Origin of the sequence: Streptomyces spinosisporus, assembly GCF_022698145.1 — a bacterium.
Lineage (GTDB): Bacteria > Actinomycetota > Actinomycetes > Streptomycetales > Streptomycetaceae > Streptomyces > Streptomyces spinosisporus.
Genome location: NZ_JALDAX010000032.1, coordinates 1 through 22137 on the forward strand (window position 1 = coordinate 1; position 22137 = coordinate 22137).

30 protein-coding genes and 1 pseudogene are annotated in these 22137 nt (G+C 67.8%); 19 read left to right on the forward strand and 12 right to left on the reverse strand.

The window, feature by feature from the left end; all coding sequences use genetic code 11:
- Both MQN93_RS41940 and MQN93_RS41945 read left to right on the forward strand, forming a co-directional pair.
- Positions 1-100: pseudogene (locus tag MQN93_RS41940) on the forward strand (undecaprenyl-diphosphatase); the annotation flags it as partial.
- Positions 101-569: 469 nt separating this feature from the next.
- Positions 570-809 carry a helix-turn-helix domain-containing protein gene (locus MQN93_RS41945; RefSeq protein ID WP_242713624.1) on the forward strand — a complete coding sequence of 80 codons (240 nt, stop codon included), beginning with the start codon at positions 570-572 and terminating at the stop codon, positions 807-809.
- Between the two features lie 374 nt (positions 810-1183).
- Here the strand turns inward: MQN93_RS41945 and MQN93_RS41950 are convergent, their stop codons facing one another.
- Positions 1184-1483 carry a DUF6415 family natural product biosynthesis protein gene (locus MQN93_RS41950; protein ID WP_242713625.1) on the reverse strand — a complete coding sequence of 100 codons (300 nt, stop codon included), beginning with the start codon at positions 1481-1483 and terminating at the stop codon, positions 1184-1186.
- Between the two features lie 164 nt (positions 1484-1647).
- Between MQN93_RS41950 and MQN93_RS41955 the strand changes: the two genes are divergently transcribed.
- Entirely contained in the window at positions 1648-2694 is a 1047-nt protein-coding gene (locus MQN93_RS41955) for a helix-turn-helix transcriptional regulator (RefSeq protein WP_242713626.1), read from the forward strand.
- Here the strand turns inward: MQN93_RS41955 and MQN93_RS41960 are convergent.
- Positions 2691-2933: a hypothetical protein gene (locus MQN93_RS41960; RefSeq protein ID WP_242713627.1), complete on the reverse strand. Its 243-nt coding sequence runs from the start codon at positions 2931-2933 to the stop codon at positions 2691-2693. The two genes, MQN93_RS41955 and MQN93_RS41960, sit on opposite strands and share 4 nt — an antisense overlap.
- Before the next feature lie 109 nt (positions 2934-3042).
- Here MQN93_RS41960 and MQN93_RS41965 point away from each other — a divergent pair, with 109 nt between their 5' ends.
- Together MQN93_RS41965 and MQN93_RS41970 are read left to right on the forward strand one after the other, a co-directional pair.
- The gene (locus MQN93_RS41965; RefSeq protein WP_242713628.1) at positions 3043-3225 is read left to right on the forward strand and encodes a hypothetical protein; all 183 of its coding nucleotides are present in this window, start codon (positions 3043-3045) and stop codon (positions 3223-3225) included.
- Positions 3226-3482: 257 nt separating this feature from the next.
- Complete coding sequence (locus tag MQN93_RS41970; RefSeq protein WP_242713629.1) at positions 3483-3935, forward strand: HNH endonuclease signature motif containing protein; 453 nt, start codon at positions 3483-3485, stop codon at positions 3933-3935.
- 672 nt (positions 3936-4607) lie between these two features.
- Here MQN93_RS41970 and MQN93_RS41975 read toward each other — a convergent pair.
- Genes MQN93_RS41975 through MQN93_RS41990 form a run of 4 tightly spaced genes read right to left on the reverse strand, consistent with a single transcriptional unit; the run spans position 4608 to position 6950 of the window.
- Positions 4608-4880: a hypothetical protein gene (locus MQN93_RS41975; RefSeq protein ID WP_242713630.1), complete on the reverse strand. Its 273-nt coding sequence runs from the start codon at positions 4878-4880 to the stop codon at positions 4608-4610.
- An 8-nt stretch (positions 4881-4888) separates the two neighbouring features.
- Complete coding sequence (locus tag MQN93_RS41980; protein ID WP_242713631.1) at positions 4889-5197, reverse strand: hypothetical protein; 309 nt, start codon at positions 5195-5197, stop codon at positions 4889-4891.
- 20 nt (positions 5198-5217) lie between these two features.
- Positions 5218-6141: an N-acetylmuramoyl-L-alanine amidase gene (locus MQN93_RS41985; RefSeq protein ID WP_242713632.1), complete on the reverse strand. Its 924-nt coding sequence runs from the start codon at positions 6139-6141 to the stop codon at positions 5218-5220.
- A gap of 2 nt (positions 6142-6143) precedes the next feature.
- A complete protein-coding gene (locus tag MQN93_RS41990) occupies positions 6144-6950 on the reverse strand; it encodes a hypothetical protein (protein ID WP_242713633.1) in 807 nt (268 codons plus the stop codon).
- A gap of 174 nt (positions 6951-7124) precedes the next feature.
- Between MQN93_RS41990 and MQN93_RS41995 the strand changes: the two genes are divergently transcribed.
- The 14 genes from MQN93_RS41995 to MQN93_RS42060 all read left to right on the forward strand — a co-directional run bounded on the left by MQN93_RS41995 (position 7125) and on the right by MQN93_RS42060 (position 14977).
- Entirely contained in the window at positions 7125-8201 is a 1077-nt protein-coding gene (locus tag MQN93_RS41995) for a hypothetical protein (RefSeq protein ID WP_242713634.1), read from the forward strand.
- 112 nt (positions 8202-8313) lie between these two features.
- Positions 8314-8997: a hypothetical protein gene (locus MQN93_RS42000; protein WP_242713635.1), complete on the forward strand. Its 684-nt coding sequence runs from the start codon at positions 8314-8316 to the stop codon at positions 8995-8997.
- Entirely contained in the window at positions 8994-9218 is a 225-nt protein-coding gene (locus tag MQN93_RS42005; RefSeq protein ID WP_242713636.1) for a hypothetical protein, read from the forward strand. Before MQN93_RS42000 ends, MQN93_RS42005 begins: the two co-directional genes overlap by 4 nt.
- Positions 9215-10288 carry a glycosyltransferase family 4 protein gene (locus MQN93_RS44320; protein WP_242713637.1) on the forward strand — a complete coding sequence of 358 codons (1074 nt, stop codon included), beginning with the start codon at positions 9215-9217 and terminating at the stop codon, positions 10286-10288. The genes MQN93_RS42005 and MQN93_RS44320 overlap by 4 nt, the downstream gene beginning before the upstream one ends.
- Complete coding sequence (locus MQN93_RS42015) at positions 10285-10980, forward strand: hypothetical protein (RefSeq protein WP_242713638.1); 696 nt, start codon at positions 10285-10287, stop codon at positions 10978-10980. The genes MQN93_RS44320 and MQN93_RS42015 overlap by 4 nt, the downstream gene beginning before the upstream one ends.
- Positions 10973-11284 carry a hypothetical protein gene (locus tag MQN93_RS42020; protein WP_242713639.1) on the forward strand — a complete coding sequence of 104 codons (312 nt, stop codon included), beginning with the start codon at positions 10973-10975 and terminating at the stop codon, positions 11282-11284. Before MQN93_RS42015 ends, MQN93_RS42020 begins: the two co-directional genes overlap by 8 nt.
- The gene (locus tag MQN93_RS42025; protein WP_242713640.1) at positions 11277-11912 is read left to right on the forward strand and encodes a methyltransferase domain-containing protein; all 636 of its coding nucleotides are present in this window, start codon (positions 11277-11279) and stop codon (positions 11910-11912) included. Before MQN93_RS42020 ends, MQN93_RS42025 begins: the two co-directional genes overlap by 8 nt.
- Positions 11897-12766 carry an NAD-dependent epimerase/dehydratase family protein gene (locus MQN93_RS42030; protein WP_242713641.1) on the forward strand — a complete coding sequence of 290 codons (870 nt, stop codon included), beginning with the start codon at positions 11897-11899 and terminating at the stop codon, positions 12764-12766. The genes MQN93_RS42025 and MQN93_RS42030 overlap by 16 nt, the downstream gene beginning before the upstream one ends.
- Positions 12750-13175 (forward strand): DUF6221 family protein, encoded by a 426-nt coding sequence (locus tag MQN93_RS42035; RefSeq protein ID WP_242713642.1) that lies wholly within the window; start codon positions 12750-12752, stop codon positions 13173-13175. Before MQN93_RS42030 ends, MQN93_RS42035 begins: the two co-directional genes overlap by 17 nt.
- On the forward strand, positions 13172-13564 hold the full coding sequence (locus tag MQN93_RS42040; protein WP_242713643.1) for a DUF3307 domain-containing protein: 393 nt from the start codon (positions 13172-13174) through the stop codon (positions 13562-13564). The genes MQN93_RS42035 and MQN93_RS42040 overlap by 4 nt, the downstream gene beginning before the upstream one ends.
- Positions 13565-13574: 10 nt before the next feature.
- On the forward strand, positions 13575-14201 hold the full coding sequence (locus tag MQN93_RS42045; protein ID WP_242713644.1) for a glycosyltransferase family 2 protein: 627 nt from the start codon (positions 13575-13577) through the stop codon (positions 14199-14201).
- 121 nt (positions 14202-14322) lie between these two features.
- Positions 14323-14550, forward strand: a complete 228-nt coding sequence (locus tag MQN93_RS42050; protein WP_242713645.1) for a hypothetical protein — start codon at positions 14323-14325, stop codon at positions 14548-14550.
- A complete protein-coding gene (locus MQN93_RS42055) occupies positions 14547-14768 on the forward strand; it encodes a hypothetical protein (protein WP_242713646.1) in 222 nt (73 codons plus the stop codon). Before MQN93_RS42050 ends, MQN93_RS42055 begins: the two co-directional genes overlap by 4 nt.
- A complete protein-coding gene (locus tag MQN93_RS42060) occupies positions 14765-14977 on the forward strand; it encodes a hypothetical protein (protein ID WP_242713647.1) in 213 nt (70 codons plus the stop codon). Before MQN93_RS42055 ends, MQN93_RS42060 begins: the two co-directional genes overlap by 4 nt.
- On the opposite strand, the gene MQN93_RS42065 is transcribed toward MQN93_RS42060, so the two are convergent.
- The 6 genes from MQN93_RS42065 to MQN93_RS42090 all read right to left on the reverse strand — a co-directional run bounded on the left by MQN93_RS42065 (position 14974) and on the right by MQN93_RS42090 (position 22136).
- Positions 14974-15234: a hypothetical protein gene (locus MQN93_RS42065; protein ID WP_242713648.1), complete on the reverse strand. Its 261-nt coding sequence runs from the start codon at positions 15232-15234 to the stop codon at positions 14974-14976. The two genes, MQN93_RS42060 and MQN93_RS42065, sit on opposite strands and share 4 nt — an antisense overlap.
- A 369-nt stretch (positions 15235-15603) precedes the next feature.
- Positions 15604-16557, reverse strand: coding sequence for a hypothetical protein (locus tag MQN93_RS42070; protein ID WP_242713649.1), 954 nt, complete (start codon positions 16555-16557; stop codon positions 15604-15606).
- Positions 16558-16619: 62 nt separating this feature from the next.
- Positions 16620-16799 (reverse strand): hypothetical protein, encoded by a 180-nt coding sequence (locus tag MQN93_RS42075; protein WP_242713650.1) that lies wholly within the window; start codon positions 16797-16799, stop codon positions 16620-16622.
- Between the two features lie 267 nt (positions 16800-17066).
- The gene (locus MQN93_RS42080) at positions 17067-17603 is read right to left on the reverse strand and encodes a hypothetical protein (RefSeq protein ID WP_242713651.1); all 537 of its coding nucleotides are present in this window, start codon (positions 17601-17603) and stop codon (positions 17067-17069) included.
- Positions 17604-17611: 8 nt separating this feature from the next.
- Positions 17612-20479 carry a phage tail protein gene (locus MQN93_RS42085; protein ID WP_242713652.1) on the reverse strand — a complete coding sequence of 956 codons (2868 nt, stop codon included), beginning with the start codon at positions 20477-20479 and terminating at the stop codon, positions 17612-17614.
- A 4-nt stretch (positions 20480-20483) separates the two neighbouring features.
- A complete protein-coding gene (locus MQN93_RS42090) occupies positions 20484-22136 on the reverse strand; it encodes a hypothetical protein (protein WP_242713653.1) in 1653 nt (550 codons plus the stop codon).
- Between the last annotated feature and the right edge of the window lies 1 nt (position 22137).

Genomic DNA, 22137 nt, shown 5'->3' on the forward strand with positions numbered 1-22137 from the left:
CATGCCGTTCGTCTGGTACCGCATCGCGCTCGGCATCGTCATCATCGCCCTGGTCACGGCGGGTTTTGTGAGTCCTCACGCTGCCGAATCTGCGGGGTGACGGGGCTGTTCGGCCGCTGTTTTCCGCTATCGATCTCTTGCGGATACTCGCGGAAACCCGCGAGGGTTCCCGCTCGCTTCCCATGATCGTCTCCCGGTTGTCTCCCACTCTCCCAGCGGGAGACATGAGGAAGGCCCCCGCGGACATCTCCCGCGGGGGCCTTCGCCTTGCCGACCAGAGGCGACAAGGACCAGGACGGCGGCGCCACCTGGGGGGTGGGACCAGCCGCCGCCCTGGCCATCTTCTCTAACGATCCGATCAGGCACATGACACGGTCATCTGCGTCACCCGAATGGGCTAACCCGATCGGACCCGGTCGGGGACCGCCCGCCCGTCGACAAGGGGGTGCACGGCGGACGGGCGGCCGTCGACGCGGGCGGGGTCTGGGGCCGCGCCGAGCTTGTGAAGATCACAGAAAGCCTGGTCTCACCAGGCTGACTAATGATCATGAGGGTTCGAGCTTTGTCGGGTGCAAGTTCACCTGTCCGATGACGACGAATGGCTACAGCGCGAACGCCAGCGCATCGGCAGGCGCATCCGGGTCACCCGGGAAGACCGCGACCTGACGCAAGAGCAGGTCTTCCTCGCGGTCCCGATGAACCGGTCCCACTACCAGCAGATCGAGTCCGGTGAGGCGAACCCGACGCTCGACATGCTGCTGCGCATAGCACGAGTGATCGGCGTGACCATCTCCGACCTCCTCCGGTAGGCGACTGAACGGAAGTCAAGCCTTCTACCGCCGGTAGGTAAAGGTGTAGGCCGCATATATCTGCGTGGATTTTCGACAGAATTTGTGAACGTGTCGCCCCGCGTGACGCTGTGGCCAGCGGCTTCCATCTGTGACCCGCCACCGGTGCGGGGTCCGGGCGCCGGCGGCGGGCACTCACGGCCGTCCCGCTCGGGGGGTCGGGGCGGCCTCTCCCCCGCGGACGCGCGACACGCTCACGGGGGAGGTCTGGGTCGGCGGCCGCTTGCACAGCACCGCGTGCACGTGGAGGGTGACGCCGGCGCCGGACGGCGACAGCTTGTCGACGGGCAGCGCCCTCTCCCCCGGGAGGATCGACTCGTTGCAGCGGGCACACATCACGCGTCGGCTCCGCCCAGCGCGACGTAGTGGCGGCACAGGGCGTCCACGCTGCGGGCAAGCTTCTGCACCACACTCACGCGCACGGCCTCGATGTCGCCGTTGCCGAGGTTCAGCTTCCGGCGGGCCTCGTCCACGCACGCGCGGGCGGAGATCCCTGCGGTGTCGTGGCGGCGGACAGCGAGCTGCTCGACCTCCGGGATCAGGACGTGCATGTGCCCGCGCAGCGTGGACGCAAGGAGGTCCAGGTCGTCGACGGAGGGTGCATCGGCGAGGGCCCGGCGTGCGCTGTCACGCATCACGGGGATGTCCGGTGGCGCCTCGGTACCTGTGCTGGTTCTGCTGTGCGCGTTCATGGCTGTTGCCTTTCCCGACCCGACTCGGTGTGACTGAGACAATATCGTGCGAGGGGGAAACCACCAAGCCGATACAGCCTTTGACGCGGCGGCAGTATCTTTTCGCTGTGAGTAGTCGGGGACTCTGGGCAGACGTCGCGTTGCGTGCCGCATGGGCTCGCGCCGACTGGGCTGCCGTTCTCTACGAATACCGGCGCGTAGCCGGGCTGACTCAGCGCCAACTGGAGTCGCTCGTCGGACTGCCGCAGCCCCACATCTCTGCCATCGAGTCACGCCGCCGCACGGTGAAAACCGAGGAGGTGAAGACTCGCATCACCGAAGGGCTGCACGTGCCACCAGAGTTGAAGGCCGCCGGCCAGTCCAGCCGCTACGCCGACTGGGACCCGTCCGGCGAGCTGCGTGACCGCATCGCTCACGGCCACGCCAACGGCCGCACCGACCTGCGTACCGCCGACTGGATCGGCCGTGTCCTGGCCGAACACCGCAGGGCCGAGGACGAACAGGCCGGCCCCGATCTGTGGCCAGTCGTGCGGGCTCAGCTCGACGCGGTGACCCAGTTGATCCCCGGCACCACCGGCGCGGCCGCCGACCGGCTGATGCTGCTCGCTGCGGAGCATGCGCACTGGCTGTCGTGGGTGGCGTGGCAGGAGCAGCGCCGCGGCGCCGCCCTGGCGTGGATCGACCTCGCGCACGGGTGGGCCGTCGACGGCGGCCACACCGACATGCAGTCGTGGGCGCAGCGCGTACGGGCCTACTACTCCCTCAACCACGGGGATCCGGTGCGGGCGTTGCGGACCGCCGAGGCCGCCCGCTTCGCCGGGCCGCGCCCGCTGTCCCCGGCGGCGGAGTCGGTGGCGGTGCATCAGGCGGCGATGGCGGCCGCGGCCTGCGCCGAACGCGACCGTGCGCGGCGGCTGGCCGATGAGGCGCACGAGTTGGCGCTTCGGGCGGGCGACGAGCGGGACCGGCCGGGCTGGTTGTACTGGCTGGACCAGTCGCGTGCACGCTTGCAGCTGGCGGACGCGGCCTATGCGTGCCGTGCGTGGGCGGATGCGGCGGCCGGTTTCCGTGAGGCGCTGCCTGCGCTGGCTGGGTTCCCTCGGGATCAGGCGTACTACCGGGCCCGGCTGGAAGATGCTGAGCGGCGGGCCTAGGGCAGGCGAACGCTGAGGATGATGGGCTCCTCGCCCTCGGCGAGCCGCTTACGGACAGCGGCCTGGACCTCACCTCGGTGAGGCCCGTACCGCAGGTTCTGCCCTGCCACCTCCCCGGCCTGCTCGGGGTCGGACAGTTCGAACGTCTCCTCGCGGTGGACGAGGTCTGCGCTCTCGTAGTCGTCCGGGCCCGTGCCGGGCGGCAGGATGGCGTAGCGAACCAAGTACTGGGTGGGCATGGGGTGTTCCTCTACTCCCGACAGCAGGCGCGCCCCGGGGGTCGGGCCCCGGGGCGGTGCAGTCAGCATAGCCGCGCGGTCCGACGGTGGGGAGCCGTAAAATTCAGGCATGCCCCCAACTCCCCTGGCCTGTGGCCGCGTGCGGCCTGCTGCCGTCGTGAACGAGGAGATCCGCGCCCTGTGGACCGATCCGCGAGTGAAGCTCACCGATGAGGAACGGGCCGCGCTGGAAGACCTGTACGAGGAGTGGGCGGCCGCGACAAGGCAGGCCGAGGTCGTGAAGGCGGCGTGACTCCCCAGTGGCAGGGAGTTCACCGCCGCCAAGGCAGTTACCGTGGATACGACGTTGAGGCCTGGCCGGCCGTCCAGCGAAGCCCCCGGGGTGGTGCCCGGGGGCACTCTCATGCGTACTGGCGGCGCGTCAGCGCCCACGCCAAGGCCCGGGGAAATAGTTGCACGTACCCCGTGTTACGCATCCCACAGATCATCCGCCGACTTATCCAACCGGGCGGGCCGTCAACGCCCTGCGGAATTAATAGAATTGCCCACATGGGAAACCTGACCGAATCTGAAAAGGCGCGATTCGAAACACGCATCCGCAAGGAGAGCAGCGACTGCCACGTATGGACAGGCCCTCTCGACAAAGACGGATACGGCTCCTTCTTCTTGCGTCGCAGGAACCGCCGCGCCCACCGCGTCGCCTGGTACGACATGCACGGGCCAGTCCCAGACGGGCTGGTCATCAACCATGTCTGCCGCAACCGGGCATGCGTCAACCCGCAGCGCCTCCAGGCAGTCACGGTCAGGGAGAACACCCTCAAGGACTCGTCCACCGTATCTGCGATAAACGCGCGGAAGACGCACTGCAAGAACGGCCACCCTTTCGACCGCGTTTACAGGAAGTCGAACGGCGGCCAGCAGCGGTACTGCAGCATCTGCGAGGCGGCGAAGAAGAGGCGGCTTCAGGCGAAGTGGCGTGCCGAGGACACCCTGAACGTCTGACTCACCATTCGCGCCTACTCGGGTCTAGAGCCATCGCCAAAGGGTTCTGGCCCGAGTTTTTCTGTCCCGGGCTGGACTCGGACGCATCGCACGTGTACCGCGGATTGTCGGCATTGAAGTCGTCCACGGGACGGCATGTGTACGTCACGCCACCGTATTCAAATGTCCAGCCCGCGGGAGGCCTGCCGTCAGCTCCGTCGCGCCCATCGGTGCCGTCCTTGCCTGGCACTCCAGTCGCGTCTTGACCTGCAGGTCCCGGTGGTCCCGCAGGGCCGGGCACGGTGGAGTCCGCCCCATTGCTTCCGTTGTTGCCATCCTTGCCTGGCGCTCCCGTCGCCCCAGGCGAACCCTGTACGCCCGCCGCCCCCCGCGGGCCCGGTATCGGCACCGGAACCGTCGTCCGCGACGGGAGATCCGCCACCGCCTTCGACGGGTCCGGCGCCACCGGGGTCTTGCCCGCTGCCTTCACCTGCGCCCGCAGCGCCCGCACATCGCTGGCCAGCGTGGTGACCGCGTCGCCGCGCCGGTCCGCTTCCTTCACGGCCGCCGCATAGTTACGGTCGGAGGAGTCGATGCGATGCCACAGCACCCACGAGATCCCAGCCAGAGCGACGATCGCGCACAGGGTGGCGATGCCCCTCCAGTGCATGACGATCGTTCGCTCTGTCCGGGTCACTGGTCTGGGTCTCCTCCGAGTTGAATAACCTTGATGCGTAGTTTCGTGATCGTCTCGATGTCCGTCGACCGTCGGTCCTGCAAGACTCCGATCAGCTCGTCACGCTTGGAGAGCTGCTCTCTCAAGGTGGCGTTGTCCTCCTGGATCTGGTCTGTCACCGAGTTGAATCGGGACACGCCGTTCTCGCCGCGCTTCCCGATCCACACCACCCCCGACCCGACGAGGCCGGCGACAGCCGCCAGGACGGTGCCGAGGGTGGTGCCGTCCACGGGCCTCCCTACGCGGCCTTGACGAAGGAGTCCTGCGCCTTGCCGCTGACACCGGTCGGCTTCCACAGGCCGAAGTGCGCGAGCACTCCGGTGCCGAAGGAGACCAGGGCGAGGACGGCTGCCGTGCCCACGCTGTACCCAGCGTCGTGCGGTCCCGCGTACTCGACGATGAACCCGTTCACGGTGGACAGGGCGAGGAGGAGAACGGCCTTCCAGCCCGCGTGCGTGACCTTCGTGGTCACCAGGCCGACGAGGACGGGCAGGACGACGGACGCGACGAGCCCGAGCCAGTAGGCCGAGTCGAGGTTGACGGTCATGACGGGGTCCTTCCAGAAGGTCAGGCGACGACGGTGAACAGCCCGGACGATTTGCCGAGCTGCGTGAGGGAGGCCTTGCCGGGGATGCCGTCGGCGTCCTTGCCGGAGTAGCCGAGGTGACGCTGCCACTTGCTGTACGCGGTGACCGTGGTCGAGCCGAACGATCCGTCGCCCGCGTAGGTCTTGCCGAGGTAGCCGAGCTTCACCAGCGCTGCTTCGACAAGGTTGGTGCCGGCCATATAGGTGACGTGTCCCTGCCTCGCGGCAGGGTCGGTCTTCGCCGCGGTGATGAGCCGGGACAGGTCCACGCGCGGTGTCGACGGGGTCGGCTTCGGCGTGACCGTTCCGCCTGGCTTCTTCGCCAGTTCGGCCTTCACGTCAGCACGGAAGTCGTCCATGTCGAACGATGGGTCGATCTTCCCGGGCTGGACTTCCCTGTGCCCGGCCACGGACCGCTCCGACCAGCCGTGTTTGCGGCAGATCGCGGCCGCCCACAGCACGGCCTGGTGGTATTGGCTTGCCGGGTAGGGGTCGTGGCCGTCGCCGAGGTTCTCGATCTCCAAGCCGTACAGGCTGTCGTTGCCGTCGGCGTTGGCCTGGTCGTCGTGCGGGAGCGGTGACTTCTCGGCGATGAGCGCGTTCAGCACGTCGAGGTCGACGAGGCCGGCGTGGTTGGCGCGGCCGTGGCCGATCATCCACAGGCCTGCGGTCTTGCCGAGCCAGGAGTGGCAGAGCGGGCCGGGCAGGTCGGGTCGGCCGTTGTAGCAGAGCTCCTTGTCGCCGTGTCCGGCCGTGTGGTGGATGAGTACGCCGTGTACGGGGCCGAAGGTTTTGCCGGTCGCGGTGTCGCGGTTGTGGGTGCGCCAGCCGGTGTGCTCGTGGACGGTCAGTCCCTCGGCCTTCAGTGCGGCTAGGAGTTGGTCGGCGGTGAGCGGTGTGGCCATGCTCAGGCTCCGTTCGTGGCGACGTTGTTGTCCTTGGCCCACTCGTTCATCAGCGTCGCCACCTGAACCAGTCGAGGATCGACTGCAGGAGCCGGAGAAGGAGTGGGCGCCGGAGGAGGGGAGGGCACCGTCGCCCAGACCGGGACAGTGACGTCGCCCTGCTGAGACAGCAGCCACTGCAGATCCGACGCTGTGATCCACGCCGAGCCGCGCACGCCCCACGAGTTGTCGATGCGGAACTGGCCCGCGCCCGCGTCGTAGGCCGAGATCACGTACTCGTGGCCGCCGGCCACGTCGGAGTGCCGGTCGACGGTGACGTTGCCCGCGGAGGTGGGGTCGAACATCGAGTTGAGCCAGACGGTGCCGACCATGACCGGCCCGTTCTGGAGTGCGCTCTTCAGCGCGTCGAGGGAGAACGCGTGGGTGTAACCGCTGGCCAGGCCCAACTTTTTGAGGGCTTTGGCGGCGCCGAGCCCGGAGGAGCCGGTGTCGTCGGGCGGGTAGGTGCCGCGGATGTCGTCGAGCTGAGTGGCCAGCTTGTACACGTCGACGGCGAGGTCTTCATCGACCGGCAGGACATCGCCGTTGACGGTGACCGAGGTGAGGCCGGTGCGTGCTGCGCTGTCGGTGCCGATGAGTCCGGCGGCGGCGTTGCCGGTGCAGGAGCCCAGCTGGCCTTGGTCGAAGATCGGGGCGCGGCGGGTCCAGTCGACGGACTTGATCGCGGTCTTCGGTAGGACGCCGTGGGCGAAGTGGAGGCTGCGGGGGTCGTGTTCGACCAGGCGGCCGAGCGGATGGGGCGTGGTCATGCGGGTCCTCCCACAGCTAGGTTCCTTCGAATCGTAGCTGTAGATACCACTGTCACCTGTGATTCGTAGGCTACAGTTCTGGCAACCCTGGCTCGGGGCCGGTGGCAGGGGGGTTCCTTTGCGGGTTACCCCCTGCCACCTCCAACCCGCAAACAACCTGCAGGAGCAGCAGCCATGCACCGTTTCTCGGTCAACTACCGCGAGCGTGACGGCCAACGACGAGGCACCCTGCTGAACCGCGGCTACTTCGCCAGCAGCCTGCCCCGCCTCATCCTCGCCTGCCGGCTGCTCGGCCACCGGCCCGTCGTCGATGGCACCGAGGGATTCAACGACCGGCCCGGCCACCGCTGGGTGTGCTGCGACCGCTGCGGCGTCCGCCCCGACCCGCAAGGCCATCTCGACCCGGACCGCTGGGACATCGGTGACCGGTACGACGGTCCTCTCGATGGAGTCCGTCCCCCGTACCCGTCGAGGGAAGAGATCAAGCAGCGGGCCGAACAGGGCCTACCGCTGTACGAACGCGAGCCTGTCCCGGGCCCATGGCCTGGCAAGCCGACCGGCGATGTCGGCGCCCAGCTCATCATCGGGAAGTCGTTCCCCGGCTGGGACGCCGAACTGAAGATCGGCAACGCGGGCAGCGAACACACCCTCGCCGCGCACCTCCGCCTCCACCCCTTCGGCGCGATCTACCTGCACACCGAGCGGTTCGGGACCTGGCTCCAGCGGCGCCTCAACCCGACCGGCTACGAGTCGCGCGTGATCTCGCTGGGGATTCAGCACGGCGGCATCGACTGGAAGCTGTGGGCGAAGCGTGACGAGTCGTCCCGCGATGACCCGTGGTGGATGCGGGGCACGATCAAACTCGACCCGCGTGACCGGCTGTTCGGCCGTTCCCGCTACGAGTACGAGGACATCGGCGAGCCGCTGACCGTGACGGTGCGGATGCCGCACGGCGACGACCACGAGGTCCGCCTCAAGCTGCAGAAGTGCACCGACGGCCGGAACCGGCGCCGCTTCCATTCCTGGACGGTCGACTGGTTCACCCGGCCGGGTATCCCGACGAAGCAGCGCGGGCGGGGCCTGGTCCTCGGGTCGGCCGTCGACGTGAGCGCCGCCTCCGTAGAGGGAGGAACCTGGCCTGCGGAGGCCGCCGCGGCGATCGCAGCGCGGATGACGGCGGACCGGACGCAGTACGGATACCGGCCGCGCATCGCGGCCGTGACCGAAGACTTCGACGTGGAGGTGGACTGACCGTGACGTACCTGTGCCATGCGCTCGGTCTGTGGTTCGCGTTCACCGCGCTCATCCCCTACGCGCCCGTCACCTACAACTACCAGCCCGCCACGACCGCATGGAGCAGCCGATGAGGGACTTCGACGTGGACGAGGAATGTCCGCACTGCGACGAGCCCCAGCCGTCGCAGCAGATGGATGCCCACGTTGCTGCGGCGCACGCCGACCTGCCGCCGTGTACGGCTCGCATCGACCTTGAGGGCGGCCCTACCTATGCCTGCGCATTCCGCGCCGGGCACGACAAGGGCGAGTACGGGAAGTGGCACGCCAGCAAGCGCGGCGGGGAGACGTGGACTCGGTACGTATGGAATGACAGTGCACTCGACGCCACACCACACCGGCCGCCTGAGCCCCGTGTCGTCGGACTCGACCATTTCAAGGCCATGGGCGTCGTCTCTCATGCTGTCGTGGCGAGCGGCGTCGCCTGTGCCGTGCTGCACACCGACGACGAGGGCAACACCGTCCCCTGCCCTGGCTACCCGCACGTCGATGAGGGTCACCCAGAGGCGCCCTCCGAGGAAGAGCTGAACACCGCCCTACCCGTCATGCCCGACCCGTGCCAGCCCGCCTACGACGCCGTATACGAGTACATCCGCGCGCTCGGCGACTACCTGCCGCCCGACCGGGTGCACCGCAACGCGATCATCTGGCGGGCTGTTCACGCGGCGCTCGCCGCCACCCCGGTCGGCCGCTGCGTGTCCTCGCACTGCGTTGAAGGCGGACACATCCTCCCCGTCGAAAGCGAGACGCCGTGAACACTGCCGTCACCATCACCGCGATCATCGCCGTCGTCGTCGTCATCAACATCATCACCTACGCCGTCCGCGACACCGCCCTCGCCAAGCACAAAGCCAGGCTCTACCCGCGCGACGACGGCGACGTCACCGCACTCGGCCCTGAGATCTTCGCCAGCAAGGACGGCCGCACCGTCTGCTGGAAGGGCGTCAACTACGAACGCCAGCCGGAGCGGCCGTGAACCGGCAGAGCATCGCCCCCACACACCCCGCCTACACCATCCCCCCAGCCCTCCGCGGCCCGGACTGGCAAGACCCCTTCGCTGGCATCCCCGTCCCCGACGTCTTCGCCTGGGCGGCCGACTCTGCCGGGTGCGGCTGGTACCGCGCACAACTCCCGATGGAAGGGCTCGCCGCTCTCGGCTACAAGACACACCACTCCACGCGGCTCCCCCGGCCAGTCCGCCACAACCGAGACGTCACCATCATCGGCCAACGCGTCTGCGACCCCGACCCCTCCAGCATGTGGCAGCAACTCGCCGCCGAAGGCCGCCACCTCATCTACGAAGTCGACGACGACCTCTTCAACATCGACCACCGGTCGCCGGCCGCCCACCAGTACTACGCACGCCCCGACGTCCGCGACAACATCCGCCGCAACATCCAAGTCGCCGCCGCCGTCACCGTCACCACCGAACCCCTCGCCGACATCGTCGCCCAGTGGAACACCAACGTCCACGTCATCCCCAACGCCGTCCCCGACTGGCTCATCGACCACCAGCCCCCGCAGCGCGACGACGTCCTCACCATCGGCTGGGGTGGTAGCGCCACCCACAACATGGACTGGGGCAGCAGCGACCAGCAGATACGCCGCTTCCTCCAACGCCACCCCGAAACCGAACTCCACTGCATCGGCAACGACTACGGCGCCCTCCTCCGCGCACCCCGCCGCCGCTTCACCCCCTGGCAGCAGAGCGTCGAGGACTACTACCGAGCCATCGACTACCACATCGCCGTCACCCCGCTCCTGCCGCACATCTTCAACCGGTCGAAGAGCGCCGTGAAAGCCACCGAAGCCGCAGCCCTCGGCATCCCCGTCATCGCCTCCGCCGTCCGCCCCTACGAAGACTTCATCCAACACGGCGTCACCGGACTCCTCGTCCACCGCGACCACGAATGGGCGCAACACCTCCGCGCCCTCACCCACGACCCCGCCATGCGGCAGGAAATGGGCAACGCGGCCCGCGAACACGCCCGCCAATACACGATCAGCCGGCTCGCCCCGGCCTGGGAGAAAGCACTCCTCAGATGACGCTCACGATCCTCGTCCCCACCCGCGGCCGGCCGCAGAACCTCACCCGGCTATGGCAAGCGTTCAAAGACACCTGCGAGTACGAGACGCGTCTCGTTGCCCTCGTCGACAGTGACGACCCGGAGCTGCGCGGCTACCAGGCCATCTACCGGCAGCTGGAACACGAACCGATGTTCCGCATGGGGATCGGTCCGCGGCTGCGTCTCGGTCCGACACTGAACGTGGCGGCGCCGAAGTGGGCGGCCCGCTCGGATGCTGTCGGGTTCATGGGCGACGACCACCTGCCGCGCACCGTCGGCTGGGACGGCCGATACCTCGAAGAGCTGCGGCGCCTCGGCACGGGGCTGGTGTACGGCAACGACCTGATCCAGCAGGCGGCGTTGCCGACGCAGGTGGCGATGACGTCGGACGTCATCCTCGCGACCGGGCACATGGTGCCGGCGGGGGCCGTTCACCTGTGGCTCGACAACGCCTGGCTGGAGCTCGGCCGCGCCCTGGACGCCCTCACCTACCTGCCGGACGTCATCGTCGAGCACCTCCATCCGATCGCCGGCCGGGCGCAGTGGGATGCGGGCTACGCGGAGGCGAACACGGACGCCCGGTCGGATGCGGACCGGGCCGTGTTCGAGCAGTGGCGGCAGCACGAACTGCCCGTCTGGGTGCAGCAGATCAAGGAGTACGAGCGTGGCTGAGAGCAGTGAAGGCGAGTACGAGGCGGTCATGCCGTTCGTCCTCACCAAGAGCCAGGGCGGCCCTTTCGACGACGGGGCGTTCGTCGCCGGAATGACGTGCGGCGCACTCGACCAGGAGCTGACTATCACCGCGGCGCTGCACACGCTGCCGCGGGAGCGGTACATCGACGCGCGGTTCCTGAAGCAGGTGGACCTGATCGCGATGCGGCACGGCTATCGGATCGAGCTGGGTGACCTCGACGAGCCGTCCGGCTGGCAGGTCGTCCGCTTCGAGTGGGGTGAGACGGAGATCGACAATGGCTGAGTACAAGCTCTTCGAAGGCGACACCCCGCATGTGTCCACCGCCGCGTTCCACGCCCGCCGCGAGCGCGCCCCGCACCTGGAACAGCCCGTCCACCGGCCCCGCCTTGAAATGGCGCTGGAGCTCATCGCCGCCGCCTACGTTCGGATGGCCAACGAAGGACGGAGCGAGATCACCCTCTCCGACCTCGGCTGCGGCGACGGCGGGCTCCTCCAGACGCTGAACGGCATCGTCGGCCTCACCGCGTGGGGCTACGACTTCCAGCCCAGCAACCAGGCCGGATGGATCGAGCGCGGCGTGCAGGCCGAGCTGGCGGACGTGTTCGGCGCCGACCGGGACCAGATCTGTCTCGGCGACATCGCGGTCGCCACGGAGGTCTTGGAGCACGTCGCCGATCCGAGAGGTGTCGTCCGATGGATCGGCGAGCACTCCCGCTACCTCGTCGCCTCGTCGCCCTGGAACGAGACGCCCGAGGCCCACGACGAATGCCACGCGTGGGCATGGGACCAGGACGGCTACCGGGCCCTCATCGAGCAGGGTGGGTTCACGATCCTGCGGCACGAGACGGTCGGGCAGTTCCAGGTGGTGCTCGCCGAGCAGATGGGAGCGGCGCCGTGCACGTCCTCCTGACTGGGCACCGGGGCTTCGTCGGCCGGCACCTCCACGCGGCGATGCACGAGCGCGGCTGGGACGTCACCGGCATCGACCTCGTCGACGGCGTGGATGCTCTGGACTTCTTCCGCAGCGAGACCATCGGCTTCGATCTGGCCGTGCACTGTGCGGCGATCGTCGGCGGCCGCGCGTCCATCGACGAGTCGCCCCTGGGGGTGGCCACGAACCTGGCGCTCGACGCCTGGTACATGCGGTGGCTGGTGAAGGCGCGGGTGCCGCGGGCGGTGTACTTCTCCAGCTCGGCCGCGTACCCGGTGCACCTCCAGGCGAAGGGCTGGCCGTTCACGCGGCTGCACGAGTCGCACATTGACGTCGACGAGCCGGAACGCCCGGACGCCACCTACGGCTGGGCGAAGCTGAGCGGGGAGCTACTCGCCAGCTACGCCGAGGCGGAGGGCTGCCGCATCCTCATCCCGCGCCCGTTCTCCGGGTACGGCGAGGACCAGGACGAGGCGTACCCCTTTCCGGCGTTCGCCGCCCGCGCCCGCCGCCGGGAGGACCCGTTCACGGTCTGGGGCGACGGGACGTCGTGCCGGGACTGGGTGCACATCGACGACGTGGTCGGCGCGACGCTCGCGCTCCTCGACACGGACGTGACGGGCCCGGTGAACATCGGCACCGGGCGGGCGACGAGCTTCGACGAGCTGGCTGGGCTGATGACGGCGGCGGCCGGGTACGAGGCGGAGCTGAGGTACGAGCCGGGGGCGCCGCAGGGTGTGCACACGCGGGTGTGTGACCCGTCGCGGATGCTCGGCTTCTACGAGCCGAAGGTGTCGTTGGAGGAGGGGGTGCGTCGTGCCGTCTCAGGGTGAGCTGATCGCGGCGTTCCTGCGGGCCCGGTACATGGACGCACGCGAGGCTGAGGCCAGTCGGCGATCCATCCCGGGGAACCTGCCGTTCAGGTGGACTCACGTCTTCGAGTGGAACGAAGAGTTCGTGCTGATCGAGGGCCTTCACCGCGCGCCTGCGAAGGCCTTCTACAGGCGGTACGGCCAGCCTGCCGCCGACCCGGCTGTGCTCGCCGACCTGGACGCCAAGCTCGCCGTCCTCGACGAGCACCAGGACGTCAACGACGGCGACTGCGACACCTGCGTCGACGGCCAGTGGGGCTACCCCACCCACGGCAGCAGCAGCCCCCAGCGCCACCCGTGCAGGACGCTGCGCCACCTCGCGGTGCCGTTCGCCGCGCACCCGGACTACGACGAAAGGTGGCGGCCATGAGCACCGCCCTAGGACTCCTGCTTGCTCACCTCGCGGGCGACTACCTCATCCAGTCCGACTGGATGGCCAACGAGAAGACGAAACGCTGGTGGCCAGCATGGGCACACGCCATCACCTACGGGCTGCCGTTCCTCCTCGTCACGCAGTCGTCTGCCGCGCTCGCCGTCATCGTCATCACGCACGCCGTGATCGACCACTACCGGCTCGCCCGGCACGTCGTGTGGGCGAAGAACTTCCTGGCCCCGCGCTCGTATTGGCACCCCTGGTCCGAGTGCGCGGCGACCGGCTACCACAAGGACCGCCCGGTCTGGCTCGCGGTCTGGCTGATGATCATCGCCGACAACACGATGCATCTGGCGATCAATGCCGCTGCAGTGACCTGGCTTTGAGGTGAACGACGTGCAGACACCCGAGATCACCGTGTGCATCCCCGCACACCCGGCCCGCGTCGTCAACGGCATGCTCGACCGCGCGGTGGCCAGCGTGAAGCAGCAGTTGCTCCCAGCCGCCGACATCAGCATCGCCATCGACGAAGACGGCGACGGCGCCGCCATCACCCGCCAGCGCGCCCTCGACGCGGCGAAGACCGAATGGGTGGCCTTCCTCGACTCGGACGACTGGTTCTACCCCGAGCATCTGAAGGTGCTGGCGAAGGGTGCGCAGATCTTCCGCGCGGACTATACCTATTCGTACTATATGGTCCACTTCCCCGACGGCCGCCCGTGGCCCGCGAACGATCCCCTCGGCCACTTCGGGAAGCAGTTCGACCCGCAGCGCCCGCACCAGACCACCATCACCACGCTGTGCCGCACAGAGCTCGCCCAGCAGATCGGCTTCCGAGAACCACCGCACGGGGCGCTCATCAACGGGGAGCACTATGGCGAGGACTTTCAATACACGGTGGAGTGCGCGCAGGCCGGAGCGAAGATCGTGCACATTCCTCGTAGAACCTGGGCATGGCGGCACCACCAGGGCAACAGCTCGGGGCAGCCCGGGCGCGGCGACGCAGCAGCGAGGCGGACATGAGCGAAGGCGCCACCACTCTTCTCAGCACGGCGGCAGGGAGCCTCGCCACTGTGGCAGCCCTGAGTATCGGATTCTGGGTGCGACGCGCCCTTGCGCGCCGGGGCTGTAAGGAGAGCAGACCGTGACCGGGCCCGAGCACTACCGCGAAGGCGAACAGCGCATGCTCGCCAGCGACTACCAATGGCAGGAAGCCCAAGAACCCGGCGACGGATACGCCATCGGCGCCATCCACGAAGCCCTCACGGCCACCGCCCACTTCCTCGCCGCGCTCACCGCAGCCGTCGCCACCAGCCAACACCCCGACAGCATCGCCTGGCAGCAAGCCATCAACCCGCCGGAGCAGACGTGACACCCCTCGAACACATCATGGGCCTGATGGACCCCAGCTACCCGGAGCCCATCCGCCGGTCGATGGCCCAGGGAATCCTCGACAAGCACGCACACGACCTCGCCGAACAGCAGCGGGCAACGCTGGACGACCTGTTCTCCCGCTACGAGCGGACCTTCCACGAGGACGCGTTCGCGGACCTCATCGCAGTCATCGACCCCAAGGAGCAGCGCCCATGACTCAGCAGATCAGCATGGAAGACGCCTTTCCCACCTTCCAGAGGAAGTGCAGCGAACTCTTCGAAGCCAACCTGGTCCTCCAAGCCCAAGTCGACGTGCTGCAGCGGCAGCTGGACGCCGCCAGGGAGGAGAACACTCGCCTCCAGGCGGCGCAGCAGCCGGCGAGCGAACCGCCGTACGACGTGAGCGGGCAGGAAGCGACCGGCTAAAGAGTCGTCTCGGACACGCTGATCTTCTTGACCGATCCCAGGACGAACGTGGGATACGACCCGGCCAGCGAGTCCGCGAATGCCTGTACGGCGGTCTCAAAGTTCGCTGCGGTCAGCCCGCCGTTGCCGAGGTTGTTCGCGCCTATCGGGAACGTGTAGGTGCCGAATTCGGCGTTCGGGTCGGTGTCGTTCACGGTGACTTCGTACAGCTGGTCAGTGGTGCCAGCGACGTGTACACGCTGTTCGAGGTTTGCCACTTCGTGACTCCTTACTAGGAAACTGGCCCGTAGGCAAGCGCACATCGACGCCTGCTCCGGCGTCGCCCCATCCGCCGCTTAGCTGATGGCGCGACTCGTCGCGGTCACCTCCATGACCGAGTTCACCGATGCAACCTCCGACAGATCGCCGATAGCGTCTGCCAGGACAGCGACCACGGCATCGCGGTCGGTTTAGTCAAGCGCCCCGGTGTCAAAGCGGACGATGACACTGAGTCCTTCCGTGTCCACCTTCGATGCGTTGATCGCGTAGTACGGCAGAGTTTCAGCCATTACGGTTCCTTCCTTTGGTTGGTATGTGCTGTCGCAGTTGGCCCGGCGCCAGGGGCGATGATCGCCCAGGGCGCAGAGCTACAGCGAGTACATGAGGTTCATGGCGATCCACGGTGGCGTGATCCCCGTGCCGCCCACGATCTGTAGCGAGCCATCCGTATTGAAATCGATCTTGATTGACAGTGACGTCGACGACGCCGCCGAACACGCGCAACTCATCGACCGGCGCGACGCCGGCCGGGCACTCGCCGGAAGGTTCGCGCTGAACGGCATCCCGCCATTCACAGGCGAGCTGCCGCTGTAGGTGGCGTTGATGCCACCGCGCCACTGCACGAACTGCGTCCCGAGGACGTTGATTACCCGGTACTGCGGGGTGCCGTTGCTGTTGCCGTCACCGGTGTAGCCGCTGGCCAGGGCCGGTGATGTCCAGTCGACGACGACCGCGAAGTTCCCGGCGGCGAGGCTGCCGGTGATGCTGCCGCTTCCGGCGACGGTCAGGTTGATACCGACGACGAAACTGTCGTCGGTCTTCAGTGTGTTGACGGCGGACCGATACAAGTTGGTATCACGGGTGGCCGTGCCAGAGCCCCACTGGTGGGCGCCGTCGGCGGAGACGTAGAAGCGCCCCACACTCTCGCCACTGACCTTGGCGTACAGCACGTCAGACGTCGTGGCCGAGCCGAGGACACCGTAGCCGCCGCCGTTGGCCGCGCCGCCGATATCGATCGCTTTGCCCTGGGCGATGGTGAGGCTGCTGCCGAATGTGCCGCTGCTGTTAGGGATCTCCACCCACGACCCGGAGGCTGGCACGGTGCCGTTGGAGAAGTAGGTGCGGTAGCTCGTGTTGGACTCGGTGATCGGCTTCCCGGGGTAGGGCGAGGACGGGCGGGTGGATGAGGTGACGATCTGGAATCCGGCCGCGGCATCGAGCTTGTCGAGGTTTTGGCCGATGTCCTGGGTGTAGTTGACGAGCTCGGACCCGTCCGACTTGGATTTGTACAGGCCGAGGCGCGTGGTGGACGGGTCAGGCACGAGGGCCCTCCATTCGGTAGGTAAGGACGCGCGGGAGGCGGGCCCCGAAGGGCCCGCCTATCTCACGTGAGGGTGACGGTCGTGCCGGTGGTGTCGTAGGTGGTCGCGAAGTCGGTGTACTCGCGCAGGACGACGGTCTTGCCTGCGTCCTTGAGGGCTTGGGCGATCTCCTGCGCGGTCAGCGCGCCGGAGTAGGAGACGGTGTCTGTCGGCCAGCCGGGCACGTCGTACTTGGTGGACATCCAACCTGTGTGCCAGCAGTCTTCCGGGCTGTTGTTCTCGTCCGGCCGTACGCCGGGCACGAAGATGAGCCACAGCTTCCCGGGGTACGTGACTGACCCGCTACCGGGGACGGAGACGTTGTGGTTTTCGACATCCCTTTCCGCCCAGAACTGCTTTGCCAGTTGGTCTGCTTCTGCGATGTTGGGGCTGCCCGAGTCATCGGACACACTCATCCAGCCGTCGCTATTCCAGATGAACATGATGGTTTTCCCTTCGTTGTCATTCCTTCATTGACCCAAGAGCGGGCGTTCTGGGGACAGCGGGACGGGTAGCTCCCCGTACACCATCTGCCAGCGGGCGATGTCCACTCGTTCGCGCTTCGCGCGGATACCGCGAGCCGTCACCCCGTGATTAGCGCGGATCACGTTCAGCGGATCCTCCTCGCCAGACGGTGGCAGCACCTGCACTCGGCTCGTCTTCGCGTCCGCCACCCTCAGCCGGTGCGCCGCCCGCGCGTCGGCGGTCGACGCCGCGTTGAACAGTGTGATTGCTTCCGCGTCTGGACGCGTCGACGTCACCAGCCCCACACGGAGAGCGGCGTCGTCTCGGCCTGGGGCGTCCGGAAGGTACGGCTCGTGCAGGACGATGTCCAAGGCCTCGTCGGGATTGACCAGCTCGTACTCCGCCATGCGCCACTCGATCGTGGACGGCGGGAACGTGTGGCAGTGGATGCTGCCGTCAGGCTTGCGCATCGTCACCATCCAGATCGGGGTGCCGGTCGAGGTGGTTGTCGCGTCGGCTGCCTGCACTTCGTATGTGTCCATGTCGTTCCTCAGATCCTGAAGCACCAGAAGTACACGGCCCAATCGGTGTGGGCTGCCGGTGAAATGGTGATCGTGAAGCCGGTATCGTCCGAAGCTGTGATGGCCTGCTGGTGAACGATGTCGTCGCGGACCGAGACCAGCGGCAGCATCTGGGTGAGCATCGTCGGCCCGAACGAAGCCGAATAGCTTGAGGCCCCACTCGTGGGCGACACGGACCCGGTGAAGAGGCCATCGTTTGTGTCGGCTGCGATGAAGTCGGCCCACCTGCCGACATGACGGGTCCGGTCGGAGACGAAGTCGAAGTACTGGCCATGGGTCGTGTCGTTGGGATTCCAGCCCACGCGGCCCTTGTTGCTGTCCGCCGAGTAGAACCCGCCGTCCGAGCCGTTCGAGTTCCAGCCCGCGAAGAACACGCTGGACGTCAACCGCACATACGGGCCGCGCCGGGCCTGCGTATCCTCCCGCACAAGGGCAAGCTCGGACGTCCCCGAGGTAAGGAAGCAGCGCGCGAAGACGTCGATCCCGTCGCCAGGATCGTAGGCGCTGCCGTTGACGCCGATGTTGGAGTCGCTGCCGGACGAAACGGCGTTGATGTAGGCGAAGTTGCTGCCGCTGTCAGGGTAGAAGCGGATCTCGGGCAGGAACGTGGCAGTCGGGTTGATCTCCATCCGCTTGCCGGACGTGCCGGAGACGAGCTGCCCGATGATGCTGACGTCGCCGGTGTCGGCGTCCGCGAACAGGGTGCGGGTGCCGGCCGAGTTGTACAGCTCGTAGCCGTCCGCGGAGATCCGGGCACGGGCCCCGGTGTCGGCGGTCTTGATCTCCCCGGCCATCACCCAGGATGCGGTGATCGTTCCGGCTGTCACCTTCGACACGGTCAGGTCGGAGATGTGTGCGTCGTCGATGAGGAGCGCGGTCGCCGACGCTGAATCGCTGGGCCCGGACTTGTTGCCCGCCTTGTCCACGGCGATCACCCGCACGTAGCGGGCGGAGGTTTCCTCGACCTGCACCGTGTACACGACGGGAATCTGAGCCTGGATCATGCCCGCGTTCGCAGGGACCTTCCCCTTCAGCGTGCTGTCGCTGGGGGTGAAAGTGGGCTCGTAGTCGACGTGGACTTCAAGATGGTCCAGGTCGGATTCCAGGTTGAACGTGCCGCCGGACGACTTGCCCAGCTCGTGCGTGATCTGCAGGGCGATCCGCGACCCCGCCACGCTCGGAGGCGCCGGCGTGCTCGGCGGGATGTTGTCCGAGGTCGCCACGAACGTCGTCGTCGCCGACCAGGCGCCGGTGTTGCCGGTGGTGTCGACGCCGCGGATCTGCACGTCGTAGCCGATCCCCGGGGAGAGGTCCAGCAACTCGGCCGTGGTGTGGTCCCACGCAACGGTCATGTACTGCCACTGGTTGTCCGGCGCGGCGAACGGCTGCGCCCAGATCTGCATGTCTTCCCAGCGGATCTGTGAGCAGGCCGCCCACGTCGCCGGGTAGATCATGTCGGTGTCGATGGCGTAGCGGATGTCGTAGTGGTCGCCGTCCAGCACAGTGGAGCCGTCGACGTTGTTGGGGGCGTTCCACGACAGGATGACGCGCGCGCGGGTGAAGCCGCGGTCGTCGAGGTAGGCGGCACCGAGGAAGGGCTCGACGAAGGTGGGGACTCCGGGCACCGAGGTGTCGGAGTTCGGACGGGAGCCGATGGGCTCCGTCGAGGAGTTGGTGAGCTGCCGGGAGAAGTCGCCTACGGTCACCGTGGACGTGGTGTCGGTCTCGAACTCGATGTACTGGGTGAGGTCGGTCCAGGTGCCGTCTCCGGCCCGGTAGGCGACCGTGTACCCGGCGGTGACCGCCCAGTTGGCCTCGGTCACCTGCAGCTTGAGCGGGTTGATGCGCTGGCCCCGGAACGTGATCTCTGTGCTGGTGTCGATGAGGCCGGCGTCCGGGTCGTACACCCACACCCGGTCGCCGACCTGGAAGGTGCCGTGGACGTCGTAGTCGGCGGTGGACAGGGTGAGGGCGTTGCGGGTGGACGTGTACTGGTTGAGGGCCAACTGTGCCCGGGTCGTGGCGTTCGCGGTCTCTGTGCCCGATTCGGACACGAGGCGGGTCATGTTCAGCGGGTTGCCGTGGATGTCCTTGTAGCCGGTGGCCGGGGTGATGTCGGCGCTGCCGGTGGCGATGGTGGTGCCCTCGCCCTCGGCGAGGAGGACGACGCGGGTGGTGTAGTCCTCGACGTCGCGGGTGACGTCCATGCTGGACGGCAGGGCCCGCATCGTCATGTCCTCGCCCGAGCCAACGGCCATGAGGACACAGGTGGGCTCGGTGACGAATAGGTCCTCGTCGGGCCCGGCATCTAGGGTGCCGTCCCCGTTGACCCGCCACGACACCGGCACGCTGTCGGTGGACATGGTGTCGCACACGTAGGTGATCGCCGTGCGGGGCGACTCGTACTGGTGCCTTCCCGTGTACAGGCCGGCCACCGGGTAGATGGTGCCCGCGGTCACCGCGCCCGCCCCGGAGGCTGGGAGCAGCATGTTGATGGTGTCGGCGAACGTGGCGGAGGCGGGTTCGACGGCGTTCTCGTAGACGGAGCCCTTGTTGTCCTCGTCGCCGAGCCACATGGCCATGCCGACGCCGCCGACAGTCAGGTCGTCCATGGGGGCGTTGGTGCGGCCGTCGTCGCCGATGGTCTTGGTGCGGACGACGCCGACGTAGCGGGCGGTGGTGAGGAGGTTGTCGCCGTACTGGAGCGGGTCCAGGCGGCCGGGGATGATCGCGACGTGGCCGAAGTAGTCGAGGGCGTCGAGGACGTCGCGAGGGGTCCCGGACTTGAGTTTGATCTGCCATGACCCGAGGGCCTTCAGAACCTCTTGGACGGCCACCCGTCTACCTCCTTACGCCGTAGACGGCTTCCGGCATGGCCGCAAGGTACTGATCCCGCAGGTCCGTGGCCGCGTCCCCGGAGGCGACCGGCAGCCGCAGCCGCACCTCATCCACGATGATCACATCCGTGCCCGGTGGGAAATTCGCCACCGTCGGCGCGATCGTCGCCTCCACCGCATCAGCCGGCGCGGTCACCGTCCCGTCGTAGAACGTGTACGTGTTCACCGCGAGCGTGTTGGTGAGGGTGCCCGTCGACAGGTAGCCGCCGTCCTCGTCGAACCAGTTCACGTTCAGGTCGATCGCGCGGGCGGTGGCGCAGCGGATCCACCCGGAGGCGCGGTACACGGTGCCGCCCGTCACCGGGACGCGGTCGGACTCGATGCTCGGGAACTCGGCGACCCCGTCCGGGGTGAACTGGGCAGCCCCGGCCCCGGCCTTGACCGGTGTGGTCACCCGCACGGCGGTCCCGCCGTTGGCGTTCCAACCAGTGAGGTCGGTGTCGAAGCCCGGGTTCGCGTTGAGGGTTGTCCCGCCGCCGCCGGTAGTGGAGGCACCGAGCCAGAAGTCCAGCTTGGTGGTGGTGGCTTTCTGCACGCCGCCGTTGGCCGCCGCGGTGAAGGTGAGCGCGCTGCCGCAGGCGAACCTGTTGCCGTCCGTGTCGTCGTTGGTGGCGGTGAGGTAGCCCTGCGCGGACGTGTCGGCGTACGTCTCGGCCGTGTTCAGCCGCACGGACAGGGTGTCCGCGGTGCCGCGCTGGAGGTAGCCCTCGATGATGCGGGAGCCGCGCCGCAGCGTCAGGTCCAGGGTGGCCCGGCCCGGGTTCAGTGCTTTGGTGAGGCGGAGGATGACCATCTCGGGGTCGTTGCGGAGCAGCGTCGCCCCGTCCCAGTCGTCGACCTGCACGGCCGCCGCGGACATCACCTGCCACAGCTTCGACCGGTAGGCGCCGCCGGTGTACGTCTGCACGTCGAGGGTGCCGCCACCGGACGCTGACCAGGTGACGTTGATGAGGCCGTTCGACAGGGACCAGCCGGTCGCGGCGAGGGGCACGTCGGCGCCGTACACCTCCTGCCCGCCGGTCGTGGTGGCCTTGACGCGGCCGTTGAGGTAGTCGGTCGGGTCGCAGCCCCAGCGTGGGGAGAAGTCCGCCGGGACACCGCGGTACACGGTGATCGTGCCGTCGGCCCCAGTGCGGGTCATGACGGTGGCGTTCGTGTCGCCGGTGTAGTAGCCGTAGTGGCCGATCGGTGGAGCGTGCCAGCGCTCCCCGGCCAGGTCGAAATCGTTCAACCGGACAGCGCCGGTGAGGCGGGACTGAAGGTCGGTTTCCGCGTCGGAGCCGATCCGGTCCAGGCTCACCTTCCAGGCCGCGGTGACCATGTCCGTGCGGTACTCGGTGTACGTCGACGAGCACGACTTCACGGCGTAGTAGCCGGAGCGTTCCGGCTTGTCGGTGAACGTGACGGGGATGACCTGCCCGACGATCAGCGCGTTGATTCCGTCATGGCGGGCGATGACCTGTGCCCGGGTGAGCGGCGGGTAGGACTCCTGCCCGTCGAGGTCGAGGGAACGGTCCCCGCCCGACTCCGTCGTATCGAACGTCTCCCGCAAAGGGATCCGGCCGATGGTGACGTCGCCCCAGTCGTACAAGGCCATC